Source organism: Planifilum fulgidum, from assembly GCF_900113175.1.
In the GTDB taxonomy this organism is placed as follows: Bacteria; Bacillota; Bacilli; order Thermoactinomycetales; family DSM-44946; genus Planifilum; species Planifilum fulgidum.
The window spans coordinates 21,179-44,837 of the sequence record NZ_FOOK01000030.1; the positions used below are offsets into that span (position 1 = coordinate 21,179).

Here is a 23,659-nt window from a genome sequence, read left to right on the forward strand (position 1 = left end):
CAGGGGCGGACGGAACGGGTCAACCCCTTTTAATTTTTAGGGGTGACAACAGTCACTGAATCCGTTATAATAGTCGTCAAAATTTCTTTGCGGATGGGAGAGGAGCCGAGTGAGCCGGAGCCTGAGTCGATTGGATGAACTGAGAAGTCGGTTGGATGAGATCAACCTGCAGTTGCTCAACCTGATGAGCAAACGCGGGGCGATCGTCAAGGAGATTGGGGAGATTAAAAAGAAACAGGGAGTTCAGAAATTTGACCCCGTCCGGGAGCGGGAGATGCTGGACCAGCTGGTCAAGCACAACACCGGTCCCTTCGATGATGAGACGATTCGCCACCTGTTCAAGCAGATTTTCAAGGCGTCCCTCGAACTGCAGCAGGACGATCACAAAAAGACCCTACTCGTCAGCCGGAAGGATCATCCTCAGGATACGGTGGTCATGATCGGGGACGTTCCTGTCGGCAATCACCGGAAAGCCGTCGTGGCCGGCCCCTGCTCGGTGGAATCGGAGGAGCAGGTCCGCAAGGTGGCCGAATCGCTCAAGCGGCAAGGATTGCGCCTCTTGCGCGGCGGCGCTTTCAAACCGCGGACATCGCCCTACGACTTTCAGGGACTGGGCGAGGAAGGGTTGCGCATTTTGCGCCGCGTTGCCGATGAATTCGGTCTGAAAGTGGTCAGCGAGATCGTGAATCCCGCCGACATCGAGATGGCCGTCAAATACGTGGACGTGATCCAGATCGGGGCCCGCAACATGCAGAACTTTGAGCTTCTGAAGGCGGCGGGATCGGTGCGCACGCCGGTCTTTCTCAAGCGGGGCATGTCGGCGACCGTGGAGGAGTTGCTGTTTGCGGCGGAATACATCGTTTCCCGCGGCAACCGGCAGGTCATTCTCTGCGAGCGGGGAATTCGGACTTACGAAAAGTGGACGCGGAACACCCTGGATATCTCTGCGGTGCCTCTCCTGAAGCAGGAAAGCCATCTTCCGGTATTTGTCGACATCAGTCACGCCACGGGACGCAGGGACATTTTGCTCCCGGTGGCCAAGGCGGCACTGGCCGCCGGCGCCGACGGAATCATGGTGGAGGTGCACCCCGAACCCGCCGTCGCCCTGTCGGATGCCCATCAGCAAATCGACATTCCCCAATTTGAGAAGTTGATCTCCGACCTCCGCCAATCGGGACTGCTGTCGGAATCTCAGGATCCGGCTTCCGTGGCATCTTCGGGAAAATGACGCTTGCCGGAGCAAAAATGCCGACAGCCGGTCTGACTGTTTCCGAAGAATGAAGCCGTGCCGCGCCATCGCGGAATGCTGTGAATCCTCGCCCTGGAACCTTCACGAGGAAAAGGGGCGGGGATTTTCGTTGGAATAAGATGGTGGGGGTGGAAATCGTCGATCCCCTTTTTTCCTGCTATAATAGATATGACTTTTAAGACGGGAAATCTGTGCCAACCCCTTCGATTTACTATCCGGGTGCAGGCGACCTTCATTTGCGGTCCGAAAGGGTGGAGTTGGAAGTGGACGGACGTCGGTTTTTGCACGAGGCCAATCGAGATAAGTGGCCCCCGGAGCGGCTTTTCAGGGTCATGGCGCAGCATGTGCCGAAGCTTTATGTTCCTTACCTGCTGACAAACACAGGCAAAAAGCGGCCTCTGGTCTCACCGGGGCCGTCTCCGAAAAGTCAGCGGATGATCCTTTTCACCGATCCGGAGCCGGCAAAGCTGCTCCGAGTGGATCAGTCACTCACGCTGGTGGAGCGGAAGGCGCTGGATCTCCTGCGGAAGGCCTTTCGTTCGGATTATGCCGGGTTGGTGATCAATCCGGGCGATTCATCGCGGCGGGTCCTCAACCGGGAGGAGATGCTTCTTCTCTTTCGCGAATATGCGGTGATTGAAGGACGGCGTTTGGGTGGAGGATGGGTTCCGACCCGGGGGGACAAAATGTTATTGGTCCAGTTGGAGGATGGGACCTATACGGTGACCGTCTATATCGATGAACGGGATGTCCGGGAAGTGTGCGACTCCTGCGGAGGAGAACCGGTCCTTCATTCCTGGGACGTGATCCATAACCGTTGCCTTCAGGCGGGAGCCAGTGCTCCCTATGTCCAATTCGGTTTTCCGGAACAAGTCCTTCTGCTTCCCCGGCATATGAACCAGCTGCGAGGGCAGGATCCGGTGGCACAAGCCCTGGAATGGCAGCCGAGCCCGGAGGCGGTTCATTCGCAGAAACAAGCATCGGATTGGCAGCGTTCTCCGGAGTCGGTCCAGCCTCGGGAGCAAGCTTCGGAACGGCCGGAGACTCCGGAGTCGGCTCAGCCGCAGAAACAAGTATCGGATTGGCAGCAGACTTCGGAGTCGGTCCAGTCGCGGAAGCAGGTATCGGATTGGCAACAGCCGCCGGAGTCGGTCCAGCCTCGGGAACAAGCATCGGAATGGCCACAGGGTCCGGAGTCGGTTCAGCCTCAGGAACAAGTAGCGGAAAGGCGGCAGGCCACGGAGCAGGTTCAGCCGCAGGAACAAGTCGCGGATTGGCAACGGTCTTCGGAGTCGGTTCAGCCTCGGGAACAAGCGCCGGAGCGGCCGCAGTTCCCGAAGTTGGCTCAGCTGCAGGAGCAAGTATCGGAATGGCAGCAGTCTCCGGATGCTGTCCCACAGGAGAAGGTAGCAGAATGGCAACGTTCTCCGGAGCCGGTCCAGTCGCAGGAACAAGCGTCGGAATGGCAGCAGACTACGGAGCAGGTTCAGTCTCGGGAGCAAGTCGCGGATTGGCGACGGTCTCCGGAGTCGGTTCAACCTCGGGAACAAGTATCGGAATGGCCACAGGGTCCGGAGTCGGCTCAGCTGCAGGAGCAAGTTCCGGAATGGCAGCAGGCCACGGAGCAGGTTCATCCGCAGGAACAAGCATCGGAATGGCAGCAGTCTCCGGAGTCGGTTCAGCCTCGGGAGCAAGTCGCGGATTGGCAGCAGACTCCGGAGCCGGTTCAACCTCGGGAGCAAGCCTCGGATTGGCAGCGGGGTCCGGAGTCGTTCCAGTCGCAGGAACAAGCGTCGGAATGGCCACAGGGTCCGGAGTCGGCTCAGCTGCAGGAGCAAGTTCCGGAATGGCAGCAGTCTTCGGAGGCAGTTCATCCGCAGGAGCAAGCCTCGGAATGGCAGCCGAGCCCGGAGGCGGTTCATCCGCAGGAACAAGCATCGGAATGGCCACAGGGTCCGCAGTCGGATCAGCCTCGGGAGCAAGCTTCGGAACGGCCGGAGACTCCGGAGTCGGCTCAGCCACAGGAACAAGTAGCGGATTGGCAGCAGGCTACGGAGCAGGTTCAGCCGCAAGAACAAGTCGCGGATTGGCAACGGTCTTCGGAGTCGGCTCAGCCTCAGGAACAGGTATCGGATTGGCAGCGTTCTCCGGAGCCGGTTCAGCCGCGGAAGCAAGCCCCGGAACAGTTGCAAAGTCTGGAGCCTGCCCAACCGCAGGAACAAGCCCCGGAACGGCCGCAGGAACAGGAGCCGGTGCGGGTGCGGGAAAAAGAACGGGAAAGTCCGGAGTCCCGGGAAACCAAGGAATCTCTCGAGCGGTTGGAACAGGCGGTGAGGAGAGGGCAAGGATGGGTAAACACTCTGGAGATCATCCGGCGGATGAAGGAGCTGAGAAAGATTTGGGTCATCGTCGATCCGGACGGAAAGCCGGTCTTCCTTGATTCGGGGTCAAGGGTTCCGGTGGTGGATTTCTTTACTTCCCGGGACCATGCGGTTCGCCTGATTCAAGTGTTTCGGCAAGGGGGGAAAGAACTTCCCGATTTGGAGCCCCGGCTGGTGGATGCCCGTCCGCTGTTCAAACGGCTTGCCGCTTACAACCCGGTCGTCTGGATCAATCGGGGAGCCCCGGAAGGATGGATCTGCGTCTCCGATCATCTGCTGTCCGCCGTCCTCGCCGAAAGTTTTACCGATTCGGGTGTTTTTTCCGAAGCGGAACAATGAAGCGGGCGGCGCCTTGCATCGTTTTTAAAATTGTCATTTGTAAGCCCTTCATTTTGTCGAAATATAACCTTAATATTATAGAAGGGAAACCCTGATATACTTGGTGTGAAGGGGAAGTTGAAAAACGAACGGATGGGGTATTCAGGATGGAAAAAAAACGCGGAGCGGTAACAATTTATGATGTGGCGGAAGAAGCGGGCGTTTCCATGGCCACCGTGTCCCGGGTCATCAACGGGAGCCCCAATGTGAAGCCGGCCACGCGAAAAAAGGTGCTGGAGGCGATTCGCCGTCTGGGATACCGTCCCAACGCCGTCGCCCGCGGGCTGGCCAGCAAACGGACAACGACCGTGGGTGTGGTGATTCCGGATATCTCCAGCGCGTTCTTCGCCGAACTTACGCGGGGGATCGAGGATATAGCCAACATGTACCACTATAACATCATCATCTGCAATTCCGATCAACAGAAGCAGAAGGAATTGCAGCTGAGCGAGACGCTCCTGGAAAAGCAGGTGGATGGCCTGCTCTTTCTGGGCAGCGAGGTGACGGATGAACACCGGGAAATTTTCGACGGGGCCCTGGTTCCCGTCGTTTTGGCGGCCACGGTGGACCGGAAGGGGAAATATCCCTCGGTGTCGATCGACCAGAAACAGGCCGCCTTTGATGCCACCGAAGCGCTGATCCGGGAGGGACACCGGGAGATCGGCCTGATCTGCGGCCCGTTGACGGATACGATCAACGCCTATCCCCGGTATGAGGGATATCGGGCGGCTCTCGAGAAACACGGCCTCTCTTTCCGGGAAGATCTGGTTCGCATTGGGGATTACCGCTACCGGTCGGGGATTTCGGCGATGGAAAGCCTCCTGGCCGCCCCGTCTCCGCCGACGGCCGTCTTCGTCGCCGGGGATGAAATGGCCGTGGCGGCGATTCACGCCGTCCAGGATGCGGGGAAATCGGTTCCCGGAGATGTTTCGATCATCGGGTTCGACGATATTCCCCTGGCGTCCCAGGTGCGTCCGCAACTCAGCACGGTTTCCGTGCCGATGTACGATATCGGGGCCGTGGCCATGCGCCTTTTGACCAAATACATGAACGATGAGCCGGTGGAGAATCATGAAGTGGTCCTCCCGCACCGCCTGGAGTTCAGGGAGTCCACCCGCACCAGAGGAGAGGACTGACGTCTTGCTTTCCGGCGGTTTCCGGCGGGGCGGCTTTTTCGGGCTTGCGCCGGGACAGAAAGGAGAGAAATCGCCATGGTGATCGGTGTCATCGGGGCGATGGACGAAGAGATCGCCCTCCTGTTGGATGAAATGGGGGAAGTGACGGAGGAGGAATACGCCGGCACAACCTACCACCGGGGACGGTTGGAAGATGTGTCGGTGGTGTTGTGCAAATCCGGGGTGGGGAAGGTGAACGCGGCGGTCAGCACCCAGGTGTTGATCGATCAGTACCAGGTGGATGCCGTTATTTTTACCGGTGTCGCAGGGGCTCTCCATCCGGATCTGGATATCGGCGATATCGTGATCTCCACCGAGTGCCAGCAACATGATGTGGATGCAAGTCCCCTCGGCTTCGCTCCGGGGGAAATCCCCTTTCAGGAAACCTCCGTCTTTCAGGCGGACCCGCACCTCGTCGCCTTGGCGGAGGAAGCGTCGGAGAAGGCCTCCGGCGGGAAGACGATGAAGGGGAAGATTCTCTCCGGCGACCAGTTCATTTCCGATACGGAGCGGGTTCGCAAGTTGCACGAACGTTTTGGGGGAATGTGTGTGGAGATGGAAGGGGCGGCGGTCGCCCACGTGTGCCACCTGAACCGGGTTCCCTTCGTCATTCTCCGGTCCATCTCGGACCGGGCGGACCATTCCGCCCACGTCAATTTCACCCGGTTTACCAAGATGGCTTCCCGCCGCTCCGCCGGCATCGTTCGGCGCATGCTGGCGGAACTTCGGCAAAAGGGATTGTCGCCAAAAAGTTGAGGAAGGGACCGGGCGCGTCTGCGGAGTGCGCCCGGTTTTTCTTGTTGTCGGAAACAACCTGTGCCCCTCCGGGGAAGGACGATCCTTAGGGTGTCTTTGGCTCGACCTTCGCCGCAGCAGCAAGCTCCCGCGGCACTCTCCTCTGGTCTTGTCTCTGGCTTACAGCGCGCCGTTTTGCAGTGATCCTGTTTATTGCAAAACGGACAAGCGGCACCGGGCCGAACAGCGCACCCGCAACCGGCGGTAGCACAAAGACCGGCGCAAAACGGAAAAATCGGCGCAATCCACGCATCGAACCTGGTGAACAAGCCCTTGTCAGGCGGCCGGAGGGGGGTGTGCCGCTTCGTTTCGCCCACATAGCAAAGGCACCCGCGGGACAAAACCCCTCAGCCATGTGGAAAAAGATCTGCAGAGTCAGTTGTGATCCTTATTCCGTCCAAGTAAAAAACGGGATCCCCGCACCGGGGGATCCCGTTTGTTCCGTCCCAAAATTTTGTTGGTACACAGGCAGTTGTTTCAGCTGCCTGACCAGGGACTCCGGCCTCCGGCGTTTGGCGCCGGCTTTTCGCTTCATCGAAAACTGCCCGGCCAAGTCCGTCCGACACCCTCTTCACCCGGTTCGCTGCTGCCGCCGCAAATGCCGCCGGATGTCCCGTTCTCATCTTTGCAAATCATACCCAGGTAAACAACCGAGATGTGGATCTCCCGCAAAATGAAATGAATCACGTCGATCTCGTATTGTGAAGTTTAGTCACCCGACCACGGAGAACATCAGACCGGAAATCACCCAGGGATACCAACCGGACGCGACGGGCGGGCCGGGAAACACGCGGCTCAAATCCCCCCACCTCTTCCGTCTTCCTTTTCCGCGACGAGAATAGAGAATCCCCTTGATCGCTGTCGAAGCGATCGCGTACCTGATCGATCCGGCCGCTCCCGATATCGGCCCCCAAGCATTCCAATCCGGTAAGGATCCCCTCTTTCTCGGCCAGGGTGACGAAGATGGAGATGCCGCCTGGCACGGCGGGATCGAGGTAAAGGCGGGACGATGTTTGCCGCTGTGCATAGAAACAGATCCTGAAGATCGGGCTGTACGAGAAAGGTTTCCACATCGAAGAGCGCGAAACCCGCTTTCTTCAGGCGGGCCGTCAACAGGAAGACCGGCGGCATCTGCCGGCAGGCCGCCTCCAGGGCCCGGGGGAGTATTCCCGGAGCCAGAATCGCCCCTCTGCTCCGGTGAAGAGCTGAAACCAATCGTCCGGACCGGAGAACGCGGCCGCAAAGGCTTTCCCGATATTTTGTATGGGATGAGCACAAAGCACCATCGTCGCCCCGTCGAAGGACCCGTCCGGAAAGGGCAAGGCTTCGGCAAGCCTGCATCCATTTCACCCGGTCCGATTTTCGCTCCGCCCCCGGATCATCTCCCGGGACACGTCGGCGCCCGTCATCTTCAGTCCGGTTCCGCCAAAGGGGTGTTCCTCTCCCGCATCCCATATCCAGGACCGGTGGTCCATCCCGCAACCGGAGATGGACCCGCAGACGATGCACCATCTCGGGATCCGCCCGCGGGTCGCGCCATCATCCCTGCCGGTCCGGCATAAAGAGCGGTCCTGCTCCCCTTCCTTTCCGAACGATTGGCGGTGAAACGCAATGTTGGCCCCGGCTGCCCCCGTCTGTCGGTTTTCTGCCTCATCTATGGGGGTGACGTCCCTGTTTTCTCCCGTAAAGATAAACGGCACCGATCGCCCAGCCGAAGGCGAACCCGCCCGCAGCGGCAACCCATATCCATTCGAAAATGCCGCCCTCGATGATGATTTCTCCCTGCAGCACGATTTTCCAATTTTCCCAAAAATACGGGTCCCCCCGGCGGGTGATGTGAAGTTCCGGACGACCCGGGTAGCCGATCAACAGGAGCTGAACGGCATTGGTCAAATAATACGACACAATCGAAGCACACCAAGTCAAGAGGCCGGCCAAAGCGGACCGCAGCGCGGATCGGGAGGTGCGCGCCTCCAGAAGGGCGACGGGGAGGATCGGCGCCAGCCAGATGCCGAGGCTGAGAACAAACCACAGGAGTCCTCCGCCCAGCAGATCGAACACGAGGCGATGGTAGTAAAAATCGAAGGCGCCGAACAAAATGCCGATCAAAAGATAAATCCACCAGCGCATGAATGTGCTCCTTGAAATGGTCTTTTGCCATGCATCCCGTTTGTTGTTTTTCGCCAACATCCCGGCAGTTCCTGCTGAAAGGGACAGATTCCAAAAAAATACGGATCCTGTTTGCGGATCCGACGATGGATTGAGGCCGGAGACAACCGCTCTACAGCAGCAGATAAACCAGCGGCGTGGCGATCAGGAGCGTCAGGATCGTCCGCTCCACCCAGATGACCAGCAGTTCCCAGATGGAGACGGGGATCTCCGTCGACAGGATGCAGGGGATGGAGGCGGAGAAGAACAGCACCGCGGACACGGAGACGATGCCGATGATCATTTTGGTGACCAAGGGAGCTTCGGCGACCAAGAGTGCCGGCAAAAACATCTCGGCGATCTCCACCGCGGCGGCCTTGGCGGCCAGAAGCGGTTCCGGAATCTGCAGCAGCCAGGTGAAGGGCACGTACAGGTACCCGAGAGTGTCAAAGAGCGGCGTGTATTTGGACAGGAGCAGACCGATCAGTCCCACGGACATGATGGAAGGGAGGATGGCCATCGTCATGACGAAGCCGTCCCGCAGATTGCTCAAAATGTTATTGGCCAGGGAAGGGGCTTTGGCCGCCGCTTCCAGGGCTTCTCGCCAGGCGTGATGCAGCAGGCGCTCCCGATATTCCGGCTCCGGCACGCCTTTTCCTCCGTAGTAGGATTCGCTTTTGCCGCGGAGGGGCCAAATTCGGACACTCAGGGCGGTGACGGCAAAGGTGACGAACAGGGAGAGCCAGAAATACAGGTTCCAGTGTTCCATCAGTCCCAGGGTTTTGGCGACCACGATCATGAAGGTGACGGAGACGGTGGAGAAGCCCGTGGCGATGATGGTCGCTTCCTTGGCGTTGTAATAGCCTTCCTTGTACAGGCGGTTGGTGATGAGCAGCCCGATGGAGTAACTGCCGACGAAGGAGGCGACGGCGTCGATGGCCGACCGGCCGGGGGTTTTCCAGATGCGCCGCATCACCGGACGGAGGAAGACACCGACGAATTCCAGAAGACCGTAGCCCACCAACATAGCCAGGAAGACGGAGCCGACGGGAACCAGAAGCCCCACGGGGATCACCAGCTTTTCGAAGAGGAAGGGGCCGAGGTCCGGGTCAAAGAGCCATTTCGGACCGAAATCGAAGACGAGCATGATCGCCGTGATCAGTCCCAGAACCTTGAGAATTGAGAACACCAGCTCTACCCGGTTCTTCTTCCAAGTTCCCCGGACAAAGGGATAGACGGCTCCCAACAGGATTACGAGGAGGGCGTAATAGGGAACGGCCGGTCCGAGATCATTGCGGATTCCCGTGACCAAATGATCCAGCGGAATGGAGGAGGTGCCCCCCAGGGGGATCGGAACGAAAAACATAAAGAGACCGACGGCGCTGAACAGAATCAATTTTGCGACATCTGAAGGCCGAAACGAACGCTCCGGCGAATGAACTTTTTCCGGTGCGGTTTTTTCCATGATGATTCCTCCTTGCTGTCATCCGGTGAAGCAGGGCGGCGGAGGGGACACCTTTGTCCGCGGGAGCGCTTGGGGCACGTCCCCTCTGCCAGTCGCCCATGTTTCGCCGGGAAGGTCGGATCTGGGTTTTCACAGCCCTTTGCGCTGCGCAAAACCGGTCAGAAAGGAGAGCATCGTGTGGACCCCCGCTTTGACGGTGACTTCCCGCACGTCCCGTTGAGGGTCCAGACAAACCAGGTCCATCGCCTTCACCTTGGGGTGGGTTCCGGCGATGCGGACCGCCTCAAACAACTCCTCCGTCCGCATGCCGCCGGGAGTGGAGGCCGGGGCGCCGGGAGCGACCCCCGTATCCAGAACGTCCATGTCCACGGTCAGGTAGATGGTGTCCACCTTGCCGGCCAGAAAGTCGAGGGCTTCGGCGACGGCCTGATCCACTCCCCTGCGGCGGGCCTCCTTGAGGGTGACGTAGCGGACACCGGCGCGGTCGGCGTACTCCTTCAGCGATTTGGCGTTGAAGAACCCGTGGAGGCCGATGTTGCAGACGTCTTCCCCCCGGATCGTGCCGCTTTCGATCAGGTTGCGGATGGGCGTTCCGTTGGTGGGGCCGTGATCCTCCAGACTGCGCAGGTCGAAGTGGGTGTCCAGCTGCAGGATGCCGATCCGCTCCTCCGGATGCGCCCGCTTCCACCCCTTGACCAGCATGGCCGTGATGGAGTGGTCGCCGCCCATCACCAGCGGCAGGGTGTGGGGATGGTGCTCCCGCATCGCCGCCATCGCTTCGAGAATGTTGCGGTGGCAGGCGGCGATGTCGGTCACGTGTTGCCGCACGTCCCCCAGGTCGACCACCCGCAGGGGGGAAAGGTCCACTCCCTCGTCCAGGTTGTAGGTGGCGAAGTATTTCCACGCCCGACGCAGGGCGTCGGGAGTTTCGCTGGCCGCCGACGCGCTGATGGAGGAGCGGGAAAGGGGGACGCCCAGCAGGGTGACATCGATGTCCCTCCAGTTCGGCGCGCTGTCAGCGGGGTCCAGCGTCTCGATCCACTCGTGCACCTTCGGTTCCGCCGGGAGAGGGTCCGGCCGGTTCCACCGGAAGGATGGGGGATTCAGCATCGGATAGGGATAGTTCGTCCGGCGGGTCGTCAAGCCGCATCGCCTCCTTTTCACCGGTTTTCATTGGACAGGACCACTTCGCCGCCTTTGATCACCGTGTGGACGTGATTGACCCCGAAGGCGTACTGCAGGCTCATGTAGTTGGGAACATCAAACAGAACGAGGTCCGCCTTTTTCCCTTCCTCGATGCTGCCGATCTCGCGCCCCCTCCGGATGGCGTGGGCCGCGTTGATGGTGGCGGCGGTGAGGACCTCCGCAGGGGTCATGCCCATCTTGAGGCAGCCCAGATTCATGATCAGCGGCATGGAGACGGTGGGAGAGGAGCCCGGGTTGCAGTCGGTGGAAAGGGCGACGGGGACGCCGGCGTCGATCATCCGCCGGCCGTCGGCCGACTCCGCCATCAGGAAGAAGGCGGTTCCCGGCAAAAGCACCGCCACCACGCCCTTTTCCGCCAGGGCGCGGATGCCCCGCTCCGATGCCTTGAGCAGGTGATCCGCCGAGACGGCTCCCACCTCCGCCGCCAGTTCGGCCCCTCCGTAGGGCTCGATTTCGTCGGCGTGGATCTTGGGAAGAAGTCCCCATTCTTTCCCCGCTTCCAGGATGCGGCGGGACTGCTCGGGCGTGAAGACGCCCTTTTCGCAGAAGACGTCGTTGAATTCGGCCAATTTTCTTCGGGCCACTTCGGGAATCATCTCCCGGATGACCCGTTCCACGAAGTCGTCGGGTCTCTCCCGGTAGGCGACGGGGACGGCGTGGGCGCCCATGAAGGTGGACACCACATCCACCGGATGGTTCCGATTCAGCTCCCGGGCCACTTCCAGCTGTTTCAGTTCGTGTTCCAGGGTGAGGCCGTAGCCGCTCTTCGCCTCGACGGTGGTCACGCCGTGGCGCAGGAACAGATCCAGGCGCTTCCGGCTTTCCTCGTAGAGCTGTTCGTGCGTCGCCTTTTGGGTGGCGGCGGTGGTGGCGTGGATGCCCCCGCCGGCGTTCATGATCTCCATGTAGGTGGCGCCCTTCAGGCGCATCTCGAATTCGTTCTCCCGGCTCCCGGCATACACCAGGTGGGTGTGAGGGTCCACCAGGCCGGGGGTGACCAGACGCCCCGTGGCGTCGATCACCCGGGCCTCCTCCAGGCGGGAGCCGTACTTTTCCGCAATTTCCCGGTCGGTGCCGACGGATTGGATGATTCCCTCTTCGATCCAGACGCTTCCGTCTTCGATGATGTGAAGCGCCTCCATCGCCTTGCCGGTCAGGGGAGCGTCGGAGCTCCCTTTCAGTGTGACCAGTTGACTGGCGTGGCGGATCAGGAGCGGTCTGCGGTTCATGCGGATCCCCCTTCCAGCATCGGGATGCGGATGCCCTTCTCCCGGGCGAATCGGATGGCCTTTTCGTATCCCGCGTCGGCATGGCGGACAACGCCCATTCCCGGGTCGGTGGTGAGCACCCGTTCCAGGCGCTTCTCCGCCGCTTTGGTGCCGTCGGCGACGATCACCATGCCGGCGTGGAGGGAGTACCCCATCCCCACGCCGCCGCCGTGGTGGACGGAGACCCAGCTGGCGCCGCCGACGGCATTGATCAGGGCGTTGAGGATCGGCCAGTCGGCGACGGCGTCGCTTCCGTCCTTCATCCCTTCCGTCTCCCGGTTGGGGGAGGCGACGGATCCGGAATCCAAGTGGTCCCGGCCGATCACGATGGGGGCTTTCAATTCCCCGCGGGCCACCATGTCATTGATGATTTTCCCGAAGCGGGCCCGCTCTCCGTATCCCAGCCAGCAAATCCGGGCCGGAAGTCCCTGGAAGGCCACTTTCTTCCGGGCCATCCGGATCCAGCGGCACAACCGCTCGTTGTCGCTGAACTCCCGCAGGATCACCTCGTCCGTCTTGTAAATGTCCTCGGGGTCGCCGGAGAGGGCCACCCACCGGAACGGCCCCTTTCCTTCGCAGAACAGGGGGCGGATGTAGGCAGGGACGAAGCCGGGGAAGTCGAAGGCGTTTTCCACCCCTTCATCCTTGGCCACTTGGCGGATGTTGTTGCCGTAGTCGAAGGCGACGGCGCCCCGCTTTTGCATCTCCAGCATGGCCCGGACATGGATCGCCATGCTCTCCTTGGCCAAGGCGATCAGCTTTTGCGGATCGGACTTGCGGAGCGCGGCGGCCTCCTCCAGGCTCATTCCCCGGGGGATGTAACCGTTCAGGGGGTCGTGGGCGGAGGTTTGATCGGTGACGATGTCCGGGATGATTCCCCGGGAAACCATCTCCGGCAGAATCTCCGCCGCATTCCCCAAAAGCCCGATGGAAAGGGGTTTCCCCGCCTCCTTCGCCTCCATGGCCAGGCGCACCGCTTCGTCCAGGCTTTCCGCCATCCGATCCAGATAGCGGGTTTGCAGGCGGCGCTGGATCCGGGAGCGGTCCACCTCCACGGCGATGATCACCCCTTCGTTCAGGGTGACCGCCAGGGGTTGGGCGCCTCCCATCCCGCCCAGCCCGGCGGTGACGGTGAGGGTGTGTTTCAGGGATCCCCCGAAATGGCGCCGGGCGCACTCGGCAAAGGTTTCATAGGTGCCCTGAACGATCCCCTGGCTGCCGATGTAGATCCAGCTTCCGGCGGTCATCTGTCCGTACATGATCAGACCCTTCCGGTCCAATTCGTGGAAGTGGTCCCAGGTGGCCCAGGCGGGCACCAGGTTGGAGTTGGCGATCAGCACCCGGGGGGCGTCCGGGTGGGTCCGGAAGACGGCCACCGGCTTTCCCGACTGGATGAGCAGGGTTTCGTCGTCCTCCAATTCCTTCAGGGTCCGGACGATGGCTTCAAAGGCGTCCCAGTTGCGCGCCGCCTTTCCGATCCCGCCGTAAACCACCAGATCCTCGGGGCGCTCCGCCACCTCCGGGTCCAGGTTGTTCATCAGCATGCGCAGGGCCGCCTCCTGAATCCAGCCCTTCGCATTGAGACGGGTTCCGCGCGGGGCGCGGACGGTCCTCGGTTTCGCCTGGGGTTTGTTCATGGTCGCACCTTCCTTCGTTCGCAATTCCCTTTCTCTTTCGAGTATACGAAATGCGGGGAGACGGAAATAGAAGTTCCTTTTTTGAAAAAGGAGAGATTTTTTTGAGAAGGAATTTGGGTTGGAAGCGATTTCGCCGCTTGTCTTTCTCTTTTTTGTCCCCCTTTCTGTTTTTTAGGTTCCGGTACTCCCTGGGGGTGGTGCCCGTCATCTCTTTGAAGACCCGGCTGAAGTGATTGGCATTGGGAAATCCGCACCTGCTCGCGATTTCCTGGATCGACAGGGAACTGGAGGCGAGCAGGCGGCAGGCGTGGCGGATCCGGATGGTCCGGAGCAGCTCCCGGAAGGTGACCTTTTTTTGACGGGACAGCAGGTGGCTGAAATAGGCCGGGTTTCTTCCCACGTGTTCGGCCACCTCCTTCAGGCTCAATTCCGGGCGGTGAAATTCCTTCTCCATATACCGGACGCCCTGTTCCACCGGGTCGGAGAACTCCCGGCGGGAAGGATCCTCCGCGGCTTCGAACAGTTCGTAGATGAAGAGCAAAAGGTCCTGCACGATCCGGTACAGGAGGGGCTGGTAAAGCACCGTGGCAAAAATCTGATGGTAACGGTTTTCCAGAACGCTGTCCCGGTTGAGCCCTTCCCGTTTCATGAACCGGCGGAGTTGGGCCAGGATGCTCGTCAGGCGGATGCGGAGCAGACCCGGGTCCGGATAGGGAGGGGTGAGGGAGAGAAATTCGTGTTGCATCCAATTTTTTACATCGTCGCGGTTTCGCCCGTCCAGCATTTCCAGCCACCGCTGCTGTTCCTCCGGCGTGAGAAAGGGATCCAATTCCCGCCACTGGACCGGCTGTTCTGCCTTCACCACCTGCCGGTCTCCCCGGTAGAAGCGGAGTTGCAGGGCCTGGCGGGCGGTCTGGTACTGTTCCCGCAGCGTGAGGGCGTTCCCGCCGGGATGAAGCACCACGAACAGCGAGATGCCGAGCCGCTCGGCTCCTTCGTTGATCATCCGGTAGGCTTCCCGGTGTAGCGCCTGTTCAGTCTCCTCGCCAGCCCGGGGGAAAAGGGCGACGACGGCATCGCTTAAGGGAAGCAGGGTCGGTTGCGAACGAAAGGGATAATTCTGAAGGAAGCGGTGCAGGGGAGCGATCTCCTCGGGCGTTTCCGGCTGGATCAAGAGCAGGGTGGCGGGTTTGGCTTCCTCTTCCGCGAGAAACAGCGCCCGATAGGAGAAGGCGGGGGATGCCGACGGAGGGGGCGGGGAATCCATGCGGGCGCTTTCCGCCAGTTCCCGGTAACAGCGGATCAAGGTCCGGCGGACCCGGTCCGGCGAGACGGGCTTGACCCACAGGTCGACGGCGCCCAGTTCGATCGCCTGCATTGCCCGTTCGAAGGTGGCCTCCGCCGTGATGCCGATCACCCTGCGGGCGTAGCGGCGCGCCGCTTGCCGAAATCCGTCCCATCGGTCCCGGGGAATCATGTCCAGCTCGATGCAGATCACCTCGGGAACCTCCTGCAAAAGCCGTTCCAGGGCGGAATCGTGGTTTTCCCCGTGGATCACCCGGTCGAAGGGAACCGGATAGGACTGAATCAGCCATTCCAGACCGGTCCTTTCCTTTGCATCCCTGTCTGCGATCAACAGTTTCACGGTCATCATCTCCACCCGTTCCGGACTTGAAAAAACCCGTCGCCTTTGGGCCGAGGCGCGAGGCGGCACGCCCTCACGTTTTGCCGCATCGTCTGCCATGCTCCCATTATACCTGAACCGTCTCCGTTATTTCGGCATTCCCCCTTGCGCCCTTTTTTATGAGAAAAACGGTTGACAGAACGGCGCAGATGTTATACTGTGTATATAGATATAAACACATATACAGTCGAAAGGAAGGCGGTGGGGGAGCTTGGAAGAACTGAGGGTGTTGATCGAATCCTTCGAAGAGGGGGCATACATCGCCCTGTTTCTGTTGTCCGCTGTCCCGTGGGTGGAGGTCAGTGTCGTTCCCATCGGCATCCTGATGGGCTTGCATCCGATATCGGTGGCGATCCTCGGATTCCTGGGCAATTGGATCACCGTATTTCTCCTTATCCTGCTGTTTGACCGCTGGAATCAGTGGAGAAAGAGGAGGAAGCCGTCCCGAGCCGGTGCGTCGGAAGAAGCGCCGTCCAAGCGGAGACAGCGCGCCCGTCGCCTGTGGGAACGGTTTGGCCTTGTGGGGCTCGCCCTTCTGTCGCCGCTGGCGACCGGTACGCATCTCGCCGCGGCGGTGGCCATGGCCTTCCGGACGCCGAAGGGGAAGGTGACTCTCTGGATGACCGTAAGTATTTTCCTCTGGACGACCCTTCTCGCGGCCGGGTCCCATTACGGCTTTGAATGGGCGATCCCTCAAGGAACTTGAAAGGGAGAGTGATGGATATGTCCCAAGCGCTTTGGATTGCGCTGACGGAGCTGCGCCGGCGGTGGATCGGACTTGCGGGGGGGATCCTCTTCGCCCTCTTCCTGGGTTTGATGTTCGGAACCCTCCTCAACGGTTATATCAGGGATCCCGAGTCGGCCAACATGAACGATTTGATGGTGGATTATCTGTTGATCGCTGTCCTTCCCGTCATGGGGACCGCCTTTTCCCGAGAATATCTTTCCTGGTCCTCCCTCAAGGAAGATCCTTTTCTGAGGCGGCTGAGCTTTCTTCGCATGTGGCCCATTCCGCTGTCCGTCATCGTTTGGAGCCGGTTGATCTATTCCCTCATCAGTTATGTGGCGGGCACCCTTGCCTTGTTTGCGGCGATGACCGCTGTCGGTTGGAACGGTTACGTGTCCCAGTGGGGTCTTCCGCTCTACGGCTTTTTTCTCCTGTTCTGGTTCGGTTACGGTTTGACCCTGTGCGGTCTGTTCACTTGTCTGGAGTTCGGGATCCGATTCAAAACGTACACGGTGATTTCTTTCATTCTTGTCTTCACTCTGTTTGGGGGACTGATCACCTGGCATGACCTGGATTGGAATCAGGAGAGGGCCATCTTCGAGAGGGTTTTGCATCTGGTTCAAACCTATGAGGCATTGCCGGGATTGGTCGCCTGCCTGGCGGCGGTGGGCTTTGTGGGGCTGTGGAAGCACGTGATGACCCGGCGAATCACGCGCATCGATTTGCCCTAGAAAGGAGGGGAAGGGCCATTCGTCTTCCCATTCGGATCGCGGAAAACAGTCGGGAACCGATCTATCATCAGATCGAGCGGCAGATCATCGCCCTGATCGTCGGCGGACAACTGTCGGCGGGGACGCCGCTTCCCTCCATTCGGGCGTTGGCCAAAGAGCTGTCCTGCAGCGTGATCACCACCCGCAGGGCCTATCAAAACCTGGAACAGCAAGGCTATATCCGGACGATCCAGGGGAAGGGCACCTTTGTGGCGGAGGTGAAGGCGGAGAAAAAGGAACAGGTGGCCCATGAGACGCTGTATGAAGCTTTTCGCCGCGCCATCGGGATGAGCCTGGATTTGAAGCGGACTCCGCAGGAGACGAGAGAGATCTTTGAACGGGTGCTCAAGGAACTCACTGAGAAGAGAGGGATCCGTGATGAATGACGGAAAAGCGGCCGTGCGCATGGACGGATTGGTCAAGCACCGGGACGGGTTTCGGCTCGGCCCTATAAACCTGATGCTGGCTCAGGGAGCGGTTTACGCCCTGATCGGCGCCAACGGCTCCGGGAAAAGCACACTGCTTAGGATTTGCAGAAATTTGCTCAAGCCCGATTCGGGAACGCTCCGCATCCTGGGGCTTTCCTATGAAGCGCACGATCTGGAAATAGGTCGACAGATCGCCTACGTGCCGGAACCCCTGTCGGGGTGTGAAGACTTCACCCTCAAGGAGTTGCGTCATCTGATCCACCGCTGGTATCCCGGCTGGGATGATCGGATGTACGAATCGCTGATCCGATCCTTTCGCCTCCCCGTGGATAAGCCCGTCGCCAAGCTGTCCCAGGGGGCCCGCAAAAAGGCGGCCCTGACCCTGGCCCTGAGCAGTCAGGCCCGTCTGCTCCTTCTGGATGAGCCCGCCAACGGATTGGATTTCAACAGCAAGCGGGTATACCGGGAGACCCTCGCCTCCTATATGGAACAGGCGAACCGGACGGTCCTGCTGGCGACCAATGTGGTGGAGGACATTCACCGATTGGCCGATTACGTTCTCGTCTTGAAAAACGGGAGAATCCAGGGGCCCTTTGAAAAGGACGAACTGCAAACCTCCTGGCGCCAGATCTGGATCCGAAGTGCGGGAGCCGTCTCCTGGGATGAAATCGGCGGCGTTTTTGACGTAAAGGAAGGCATGATGATCCACGTCGTTTCGATGGATGCCCGGAGAACCCTGGCGGATCTGGAACGGGCGGGTTGTGAAGTGATCGATGAACAGCCCCTTCCGCTGGAAGAGCTGTTGGACTATTTGACCAAGGAAGGATGAAGGCGGGCGGTTGGCGGTTCGGATCGTCCCCGGGAAACATGCCGGCGACGGCGGATGCAACGGACGCGAGCAGCCGGTGTTCCTTCGGGGGAATGCGGCGGGCGGAGGTTTCAGGCCGCGGGCCGTCGTCATGTGGCAGCTGCGAGCACGACGGCGGCCATTTCCAGCTGGTCGGGGATTTCCGCCTGCAATCAGCATGGCATTGGCCGCGGCATCGCCGCCCGTCGGAAATCCGCCCAGGGCGCGACCAGGGAGGAGATCCGAAGGCCTCAGGCGGCGTCAAAGCACCTGGGACATGCCGGTCGCGCCCATGGAAGGGGATCTGCTTCTTCCAGATGGAATGAAGGGCCGCTGCTTCCCTTTGGGGTCTTGAACGGGACGGCCGTGTGCAGGAGGGGAAGAAAAAGAATACACTGGCGGCAAGGCATGGAACGGGGCGTTCGATGACGGAATGTAAGTTCAAAGGGTCCCGAACCGGCGGGATCATCGCGAGAGGAGAAGCCGCCGGCAAAAACGCCTACTGGCTTTCACGGTTCCCTGTCCGGAAAGTTGGAGCGGAAGCCTTCGCCTTTCCGGAGAGGGCGGTGTCGGGGAAGGGGCGGATGAACGCCGGCTCCACGCCGATGGCGATGGATGGAGGCGAAGACGCCGGAGAGTCCGCCCGCGAAGGCGCTGAACAGGTCACTCCCGCCGGGTTGAAGCCGATCATGTCCGATTCCCAGGGCATCGCTCATGCCGCTTTGAATCGGTTGAATTCCTTGGGCCAAATCGGGGCGATGATGGTGACGGCCAGACCGAAGCCGCCGACCGATTCCGCCATAGGGGAGGACCGCCGGCGAGGGTCCCGGGGGATCGGGGAATGAAGGCGGACAGGTTCCGGATCAAACCGGCTCCGCTCATGAAAAAGGCATTGGCGAGACGGACGCGGTCAGGATGCCCCTTGCGGAGGCGCGAGCCCGGTGTCCGGTCCGGCGTGAATAAAGGGCGCCGGCGATCAGCTCGGCCGTCGGCCGGGCGCCGACCGGGGGCGCCAGGGGCGATTGTCTCCGCGCAGACCACATCGAGAGGTCGGTCAAAGCCGGAACGAAAATCCCCGACTGCCGCATGGAAGGCCCTCTTTTGCATGGCACAAAAATCCACTATAATGGGTTTTACATCTATGCGGGGTTTCGCCGATACGTCCGGAAGCTGCGGAAGGAGAAAGCTCTCCGGAATGGATTCGGAGAAGATGCGGCGTCAGCCGTTCGATGCTGTCTTGGAGCGGGCGGGAAAAGAGACTGGAGACTCGAATTCGTCATGAACATCATTCCTCCAAGGAATCGGGGGCGTTTTCCCGCCGGGCGTCAGGGCATGTCGTGTGGATGAGAAAAGGTTGAAGGTGGAACTTTCGTCTGGCGAATACGTTGGAACGATGACTCGAAGTACCGGTTCATCGATGCGGGAGATGGTCAATGCCGTCACTGTCTGATTCCAAACCGGGCCAGATGGCGGGGCCTCAAGACTTCGGCGGGAGGGGGATGCCGCTTGCTGTCGACGCGGGTGACAAAGCGGTTGGGAATTCGCTATCCGATCATCCAGGCGGGGATGGCGGGGGGAACCACCACCCCGGAACTGGTGGCGGCGGTTTCCGAAGCGGGAGGCCTGGGCACACTGGGGGCGGGATACATGTCCCCGGACCGGATGCGGGAGGCGATCCGGGCGATCCGGAAGCGGACGGACCGCCCCTTTGCCGTCAACCTGTTCATACCGGAACCCTTCGAGGAGGACCGGGACCGGATCGAAAAGGCGCAGAGGCGGTTGGATCGGTTTCGGAGGGAGATGTGCCTCCCCGCCTCCCCGGATCCGGGCAAGTATCGGGAATCCTTCGAGGAACAGATATCCGTCGTGTTGGAGGAGCGGGTGCCGGTGTTCAGCTTCACCTTCGGCGTGCTGCCTTCCGAGTGGGTGGAACGGTTGAAGGGACAGGGGACCGTCCTGATCGGAACGGCCACCACCGTGGAAGAGGGCGCCATACTGGAGGCGAGCGGCGTGGACATGGTGGTGGCCCAGGGAAGCGAGGCCGGAGGCCACCGGGGAACTTTTACGGGTTCGGCGGCAAAGGGGATGGTGGGGCTGATGTCCCTGGTCCCCCAGATGGTGGACCGGATCCGAATTCCCGTGATCGCCGCCGGCGGAATCATGGACGGCCGGGGACTTGCGGCCTCCCTGATGTTGGGGGCGGAGGGCGTCCAGATGGGGACGGCGTTTCTCACCTGTCGGGAGAGCGGGGCCAATTCGGTGTACCGGGATGCGGTCCGAAAGGGGCGGGACGACGGCACCGTCCTTACCCGCTCCTTTTCCGGCAAATATGCCCGGGGCTTGAGAAACCGCTTTGTCTCCGAGATGGAGAAATACGAGGAGGAATGGCCGGACTACCCCGTGCAAAACGCCTTGACGAGGGATATCCGGAGGGAGGCGGCCCGTCGGGGTAATCCCGACCTCATGTCTCTCTGGGCGGGCCAGTCCGCATCGCTGAGCCGCTCCCTTCCGGCGGGGGAATTGGTCCGGAATGTGGTGAGGGAAGCGCAGGACCTGCTGCAGGGAAAACGGTGATCGTTCGGGGTGAAGGGCGTGCGCGGAAGCGGATCCGCCATGCCTTTTTTTTCAGCGGCATGGCACACTCCGGGGGAGAACGGCAGGCGAAGAGCGCGGGTGCGGGGCTGGTGATTGGAAACGGTCGGATTTCCGGCGGGTTGAAAAGTGAACCGATTTTTTTCCGCCGGCGCGGCCCGGACATGCCCTTGAATTTTCCGTTTTCGGCCGCGCTCTTTCAAAAAAAGAAAGGATCCCGTTTTCGGATCCTGCGACGGTTGAAAGGGGCTGGCCATCGACATGGCGAAGCGCCCCGCAGGCCGCTTCGGGCTTTTGACGGCGCGCCGCGGCTGGCCGCCTGGTTTTGCTTTCGTTCCGAAGGGCCGTCCTCCGAAACTGAAATCAACCTTCCCTTGGCGGAAGGCGGGCCCGGCTTTTTTGACCTTACTAATTTTTTATTCCATGGATTTCGGATACCTTCACCGTTTTTTGCTCCCGGAAGGAGCGGGTGGCGGCCTGGGCGATCATCAGGGCGGCTTTGCCGTCTTGGACGGTGACGGCCGGAGGTTGGCCGCTTTGGATGCGCCGAATGAAGTCGACCATCTCCAGAAGATAAGCTTCTCGGAAACGCTCCAGGAACCCCGGCACGATATCCCGCGCTTCCCCCTTGGCGTTCAACAGCACCACATCGTGGTGACGCCGGCTGCCGATGACGAGGGTTCCCTCGGTTCCGACCACTTCGGCTCGGATGTCATAGCCGTACCCCGCGCTGCGGTATCCCTCCACGTCCCCCGCTGCGCCGGAGGCGAAGGTGAGATAGACGAGGGCCTGGTCGATGTCCCCGATCGTTTTCATAAAGCGATTGACGAGAACGGTTCCGTGGGCCGTTACGCTCTCCACTTCCGACCCCATCAGGAAACGGGCGATGTCGAAGTCGTGAATGCACATGTCCATGAAAATCCCGCCGGAGCTCCTGACGTATTTTTCGGGAGGAGCGGCGGGGTCCCGGGTGACTCCTTTGAAATAGACCGGCCGGCCGATGTCTCCCCGCCGGATCCGTTCTTTGGCGTGCGCATAGGCGGGATCAAACCGCCGCATGAACCCGACTTGGCAGAAAACCCCCGTTTGTTCGACGACTTCGATGATCCGGTCCGCCTCGTTCAGGTTGGTAGCCAGGGGTTTTTCCACGAAGATCGCTTTGTTGTGGCGGGCCGCCTCGATGACCAGCGGCGGGTGCGTGTCGCTTGGTGTGGCGATGATCACCGCGTCGATGCCGGGGTCGCTGAAGATGGGATCCGCTTCGGTATGCCAGCGGGGAATCCCCCAATCTTCCGCGATTTTCCGGGCCCGCTCTTCGACGGTGTCCACCACGGCGGAAAGTTCCGCGCCGGGGATGCGATAGGCCAAATTTTCCGCGTGGCGAAAACCCTGTCGGCCGAGTCCCAAAACGGCACAGCGAATCTTTTTCAATTGCATCACCTCGGCAAGGGGGATTTCGGTTTGGCGGTGGATCGGCGGACAACCAATTTCGGTTCAAGGACGATCCGTTCCGATCCGCTGCCTTCGTTTTGAATCGCTTCGATCAGCAGGTTGACCACTTTCACTCCCATGTCGTACATGGGTTGCGCAACGGTCGTCAGGGGGGGATCGACAATGGTGCAAAGGATCGTGTTGTCGAAGCCGACGACGGATATGTCTTCCGGGATGGAATGGCCGGCTTCCTTAAACGCCTGGATTGCCCCGATGGCCAGTTGGTCGTTGGCGGCAAACACCGCCGTGGGCATGGGATCGTGGGAATCGCGCAGAAGCGCTTCGGCGAGCCGGTATCCGCTTTCGACCCCGAAGCCCCCCGGGCGGACCCATTCGGGCCGGTAGGGGATCCCCGCCTCCTGCAGCGCCTCGGCGTACCCCCGCAGCCGTTCGCTGCTGGTGACGATGTTTAAGGGTTCGGTGAACAGGGCGATGTTTCGGTGTCCCAGATCGATCAGGTGTCGGGTGGCCAAATAACCGCCACGGAAATTGTCCACGATCACCCGGATGGATTCGAAACCGGGAATTTCCCGGGAGATGAAGGCGACGGGGATGCCCAACGACTCCAGGTCTTCCCGGCGTGTGTCCGTGTTGCTGGCGGTTGCCAGTATGATTCCGTCCACCCGTTTTTCCCGGAGGGAAAGAAGGTAATCCATTTCCCGACGTGTGTCGTTGTCGGTGTTGCAGATCAGCACATTGTAACCCCATTTGCGGCCGCAGTCTTCCGCTCCCCGCACGATCTCCGAGTAAAAGGGGTTGCTGATGTCGGGGATGAGCAATCCCAGTGTGTACATGCTTTTGCCGCCCAGCGCCGAGGTGATCCGGTTGGGGGCATAGTTCAACTCCCGTATGATACGGAGGACGCGTTCCCGGGTTTGTTCACTCACCCGTCCCCGGTTGTTGATCACCTTGGAAACGGTGGCGATGGAAACGCCGGCTGCTTCCGCGATGTCGTAAATGGTCACTTTTTCGCTGCCTGTCGGGTTTTTTTGCCGTTCCCGCGGTTTCATGTTTCCCACCTTTCAATGCGTCGGATCTTCCGAAAAAGAAACCGCCTTCCGAGTATGAAGTGCACCCCTTAAAGTAGACACAGGAAAACACCCCTGTGAAAATTACTTTAAGGGGTGATTTTCGTGGCAAGAAAAGGACAGAAATTCAAGACATATAGCTTTGAACTGAAAAAGAAGGCAGTGGAAATGAGGCTTCAGGGCATTCCCAAGGCAAAGATTGCTGAAGAGCTGGGGATTCAAGATGTGGGGCGATTAAAGATCTGGATGCGGAAATACCGGGAACAGGGCGATTTTGGGCTAATGGAGCACAGAGGGAGGCGGAAAGAGTACAAGGACCTGGAACGGGAAGTCAAAAGGCTGCGACTGGAGAATGATGTCCTAAAAAAGTGGCTGGAGATTTTGGCAAGG

Annotated in this window: 18 protein-coding genes and 1 pseudogene; 11 read left to right on the forward strand and 8 right to left on the reverse strand. The window is 60.3% G+C overall.

The annotated features are described in order from the left end of the window. Positions 1-109 precede the first annotated feature (109 nt). The 4 genes from BM063_RS14070 to BM063_RS14085 all read left to right on the forward strand — a co-directional run bounded on the left by BM063_RS14070 (position 110) and on the right by BM063_RS14085 (position 5,939). Positions 110-1,228 carry a bifunctional 3-deoxy-7-phosphoheptulonate synthase/chorismate mutase gene (locus BM063_RS14070; RefSeq protein ID WP_245752290.1) on the forward strand — a complete coding sequence of 373 codons (1,119 nt, stop codon included), beginning with the start codon at positions 110-112 and terminating at the stop codon, positions 1,226-1,228. 257 nt (positions 1,229-1,485) lie between these two features. Beyond that, positions 1,486-3,969 carry a hypothetical protein gene (locus tag BM063_RS14075; protein WP_143085370.1) on the forward strand — a complete coding sequence of 828 codons (2,484 nt, stop codon included), beginning with the start codon at positions 1,486-1,488 and terminating at the stop codon, positions 3,967-3,969. A 146-nt stretch (positions 3,970-4,115) separates the two neighbouring features. Next, complete coding sequence (gene ccpA / locus BM063_RS14080) at positions 4,116-5,144, forward strand: catabolite control protein A (RefSeq protein ID WP_092040343.1); 1,029 nt, start codon at positions 4,116-4,118, stop codon at positions 5,142-5,144. Positions 5,145-5,219: 75 nt separating this feature from the next. Further along, positions 5,220-5,939, forward strand: a complete 720-nt coding sequence (locus BM063_RS14085; RefSeq protein ID WP_092040346.1) for a 5'-methylthioadenosine/adenosylhomocysteine nucleosidase — start codon at positions 5,220-5,222, stop codon at positions 5,937-5,939. Positions 5,940-7,628: 1,689 nt separating this feature from the next. Here the strand turns inward: BM063_RS14085 and BM063_RS14090 are convergent. The 6 genes and pseudogenes from BM063_RS14090 to BM063_RS18225 all read right to left on the reverse strand — a co-directional run. Next, complete coding sequence (locus BM063_RS14090; RefSeq protein WP_143085371.1) at positions 7,629-8,108, reverse strand: hypothetical protein; 480 nt, start codon at positions 8,106-8,108, stop codon at positions 7,629-7,631. Positions 8,109-8,259: 151 nt separating this feature from the next. Beyond that, positions 8,260-9,591, reverse strand: a complete 1,332-nt coding sequence (locus tag BM063_RS14095; protein WP_092040351.1) for a YjiH family protein — start codon at positions 9,589-9,591, stop codon at positions 8,260-8,262. 129 nt (positions 9,592-9,720) lie between these two features. Then, a complete protein-coding gene (gene hutG, locus BM063_RS14100; protein ID WP_092040396.1) occupies positions 9,721-10,701 on the reverse strand; it encodes a formimidoylglutamase in 981 nt (326 codons plus the stop codon). 50 nt (positions 10,702-10,751) lie between these two features. After that, on the reverse strand, positions 10,752-12,026 hold the full coding sequence (gene hutI / locus BM063_RS14105) for an imidazolonepropionase (RefSeq protein WP_092040354.1): 1,275 nt from the start codon (positions 12,024-12,026) through the stop codon (positions 10,752-10,754). Next, complete coding sequence (gene hutU, locus BM063_RS14110; RefSeq protein WP_092040358.1) at positions 12,023-13,702, reverse strand: urocanate hydratase; 1,680 nt, start codon at positions 13,700-13,702, stop codon at positions 12,023-12,025. The genes hutI and hutU overlap by 4 nt, the downstream gene beginning before the upstream one ends. A 187-nt stretch (positions 13,703-13,889) precedes the next feature. Next, positions 13,890-15,446, reverse strand: a pseudogene (locus tag BM063_RS18225) (helix-turn-helix domain-containing protein); the annotation flags it as partial. Positions 15,447-15,597: 151 nt separating this feature from the next. On the opposite strand from BM063_RS18225, the gene BM063_RS14120 reads away from it, so the two are divergent. The 6 genes from BM063_RS14120 to BM063_RS14150 all read left to right on the forward strand — a co-directional run bounded on the left by BM063_RS14120 (position 15,598) and on the right by BM063_RS14150 (position 20,732). Continuing rightward, positions 15,598-16,092 carry a small multi-drug export protein gene (locus BM063_RS14120; RefSeq protein WP_245752291.1) on the forward strand — a complete coding sequence of 165 codons (495 nt, stop codon included), beginning with the start codon at positions 15,598-15,600 and terminating at the stop codon, positions 16,090-16,092. Between the two features lie 17 nt (positions 16,093-16,109). Next, positions 16,110-16,844: a hypothetical protein gene (locus BM063_RS17375; RefSeq protein ID WP_143085372.1), complete on the forward strand. Its 735-nt coding sequence runs from the start codon at positions 16,110-16,112 to the stop codon at positions 16,842-16,844. A 17-nt stretch (positions 16,845-16,861) separates the two neighbouring features. Next, entirely contained in the window at positions 16,862-17,269 is a 408-nt protein-coding gene (locus BM063_RS14130; RefSeq protein WP_092040404.1) for a GntR family transcriptional regulator, read from the forward strand. Next, positions 17,262-18,140, forward strand: coding sequence for an ATP-binding cassette domain-containing protein (locus BM063_RS14135; RefSeq protein WP_092040366.1), 879 nt, complete (start codon positions 17,262-17,264; stop codon positions 18,138-18,140). Before BM063_RS14130 ends, BM063_RS14135 begins: the two co-directional genes overlap by 8 nt. Before the next feature lie 443 nt (positions 18,141-18,583). After that, positions 18,584-19,003, forward strand: coding sequence for a hypothetical protein (locus BM063_RS14140; protein ID WP_092040369.1), 420 nt, complete (start codon positions 18,584-18,586; stop codon positions 19,001-19,003). A gap of 661 nt (positions 19,004-19,664) precedes the next feature. Then, positions 19,665-20,732: an NAD(P)H-dependent flavin oxidoreductase gene (locus BM063_RS14150; RefSeq protein WP_092040373.1), complete on the forward strand. Its 1,068-nt coding sequence runs from the start codon at positions 19,665-19,667 to the stop codon at positions 20,730-20,732. 426 nt (positions 20,733-21,158) lie between these two features. On the opposite strand, the gene iolG is transcribed toward BM063_RS14150, so the two are convergent. Together iolG and BM063_RS14160 are read right to left on the reverse strand one after the other, a co-directional pair. Beyond that, positions 21,159-22,187, reverse strand: coding sequence for an inositol 2-dehydrogenase (gene iolG / locus BM063_RS14155; RefSeq protein ID WP_092040375.1), 1,029 nt, complete (start codon positions 22,185-22,187; stop codon positions 21,159-21,161). Continuing rightward, on the reverse strand, positions 22,187-23,251 hold the full coding sequence (locus tag BM063_RS14160; protein WP_092040379.1) for a LacI family DNA-binding transcriptional regulator: 1,065 nt from the start codon (positions 23,249-23,251) through the stop codon (positions 22,187-22,189). Before BM063_RS14160 ends, iolG begins: the two co-directional genes overlap by 1 nt. A 123-nt stretch (positions 23,252-23,374) precedes the next feature. On the opposite strand from BM063_RS14160, the gene BM063_RS14165 reads away from it, so the two are divergent. Further along, on the forward strand, positions 23,375-23,659 hold a 285-nt coding region (locus BM063_RS14165; protein WP_092037629.1), incomplete at its 3' end, for a transposase.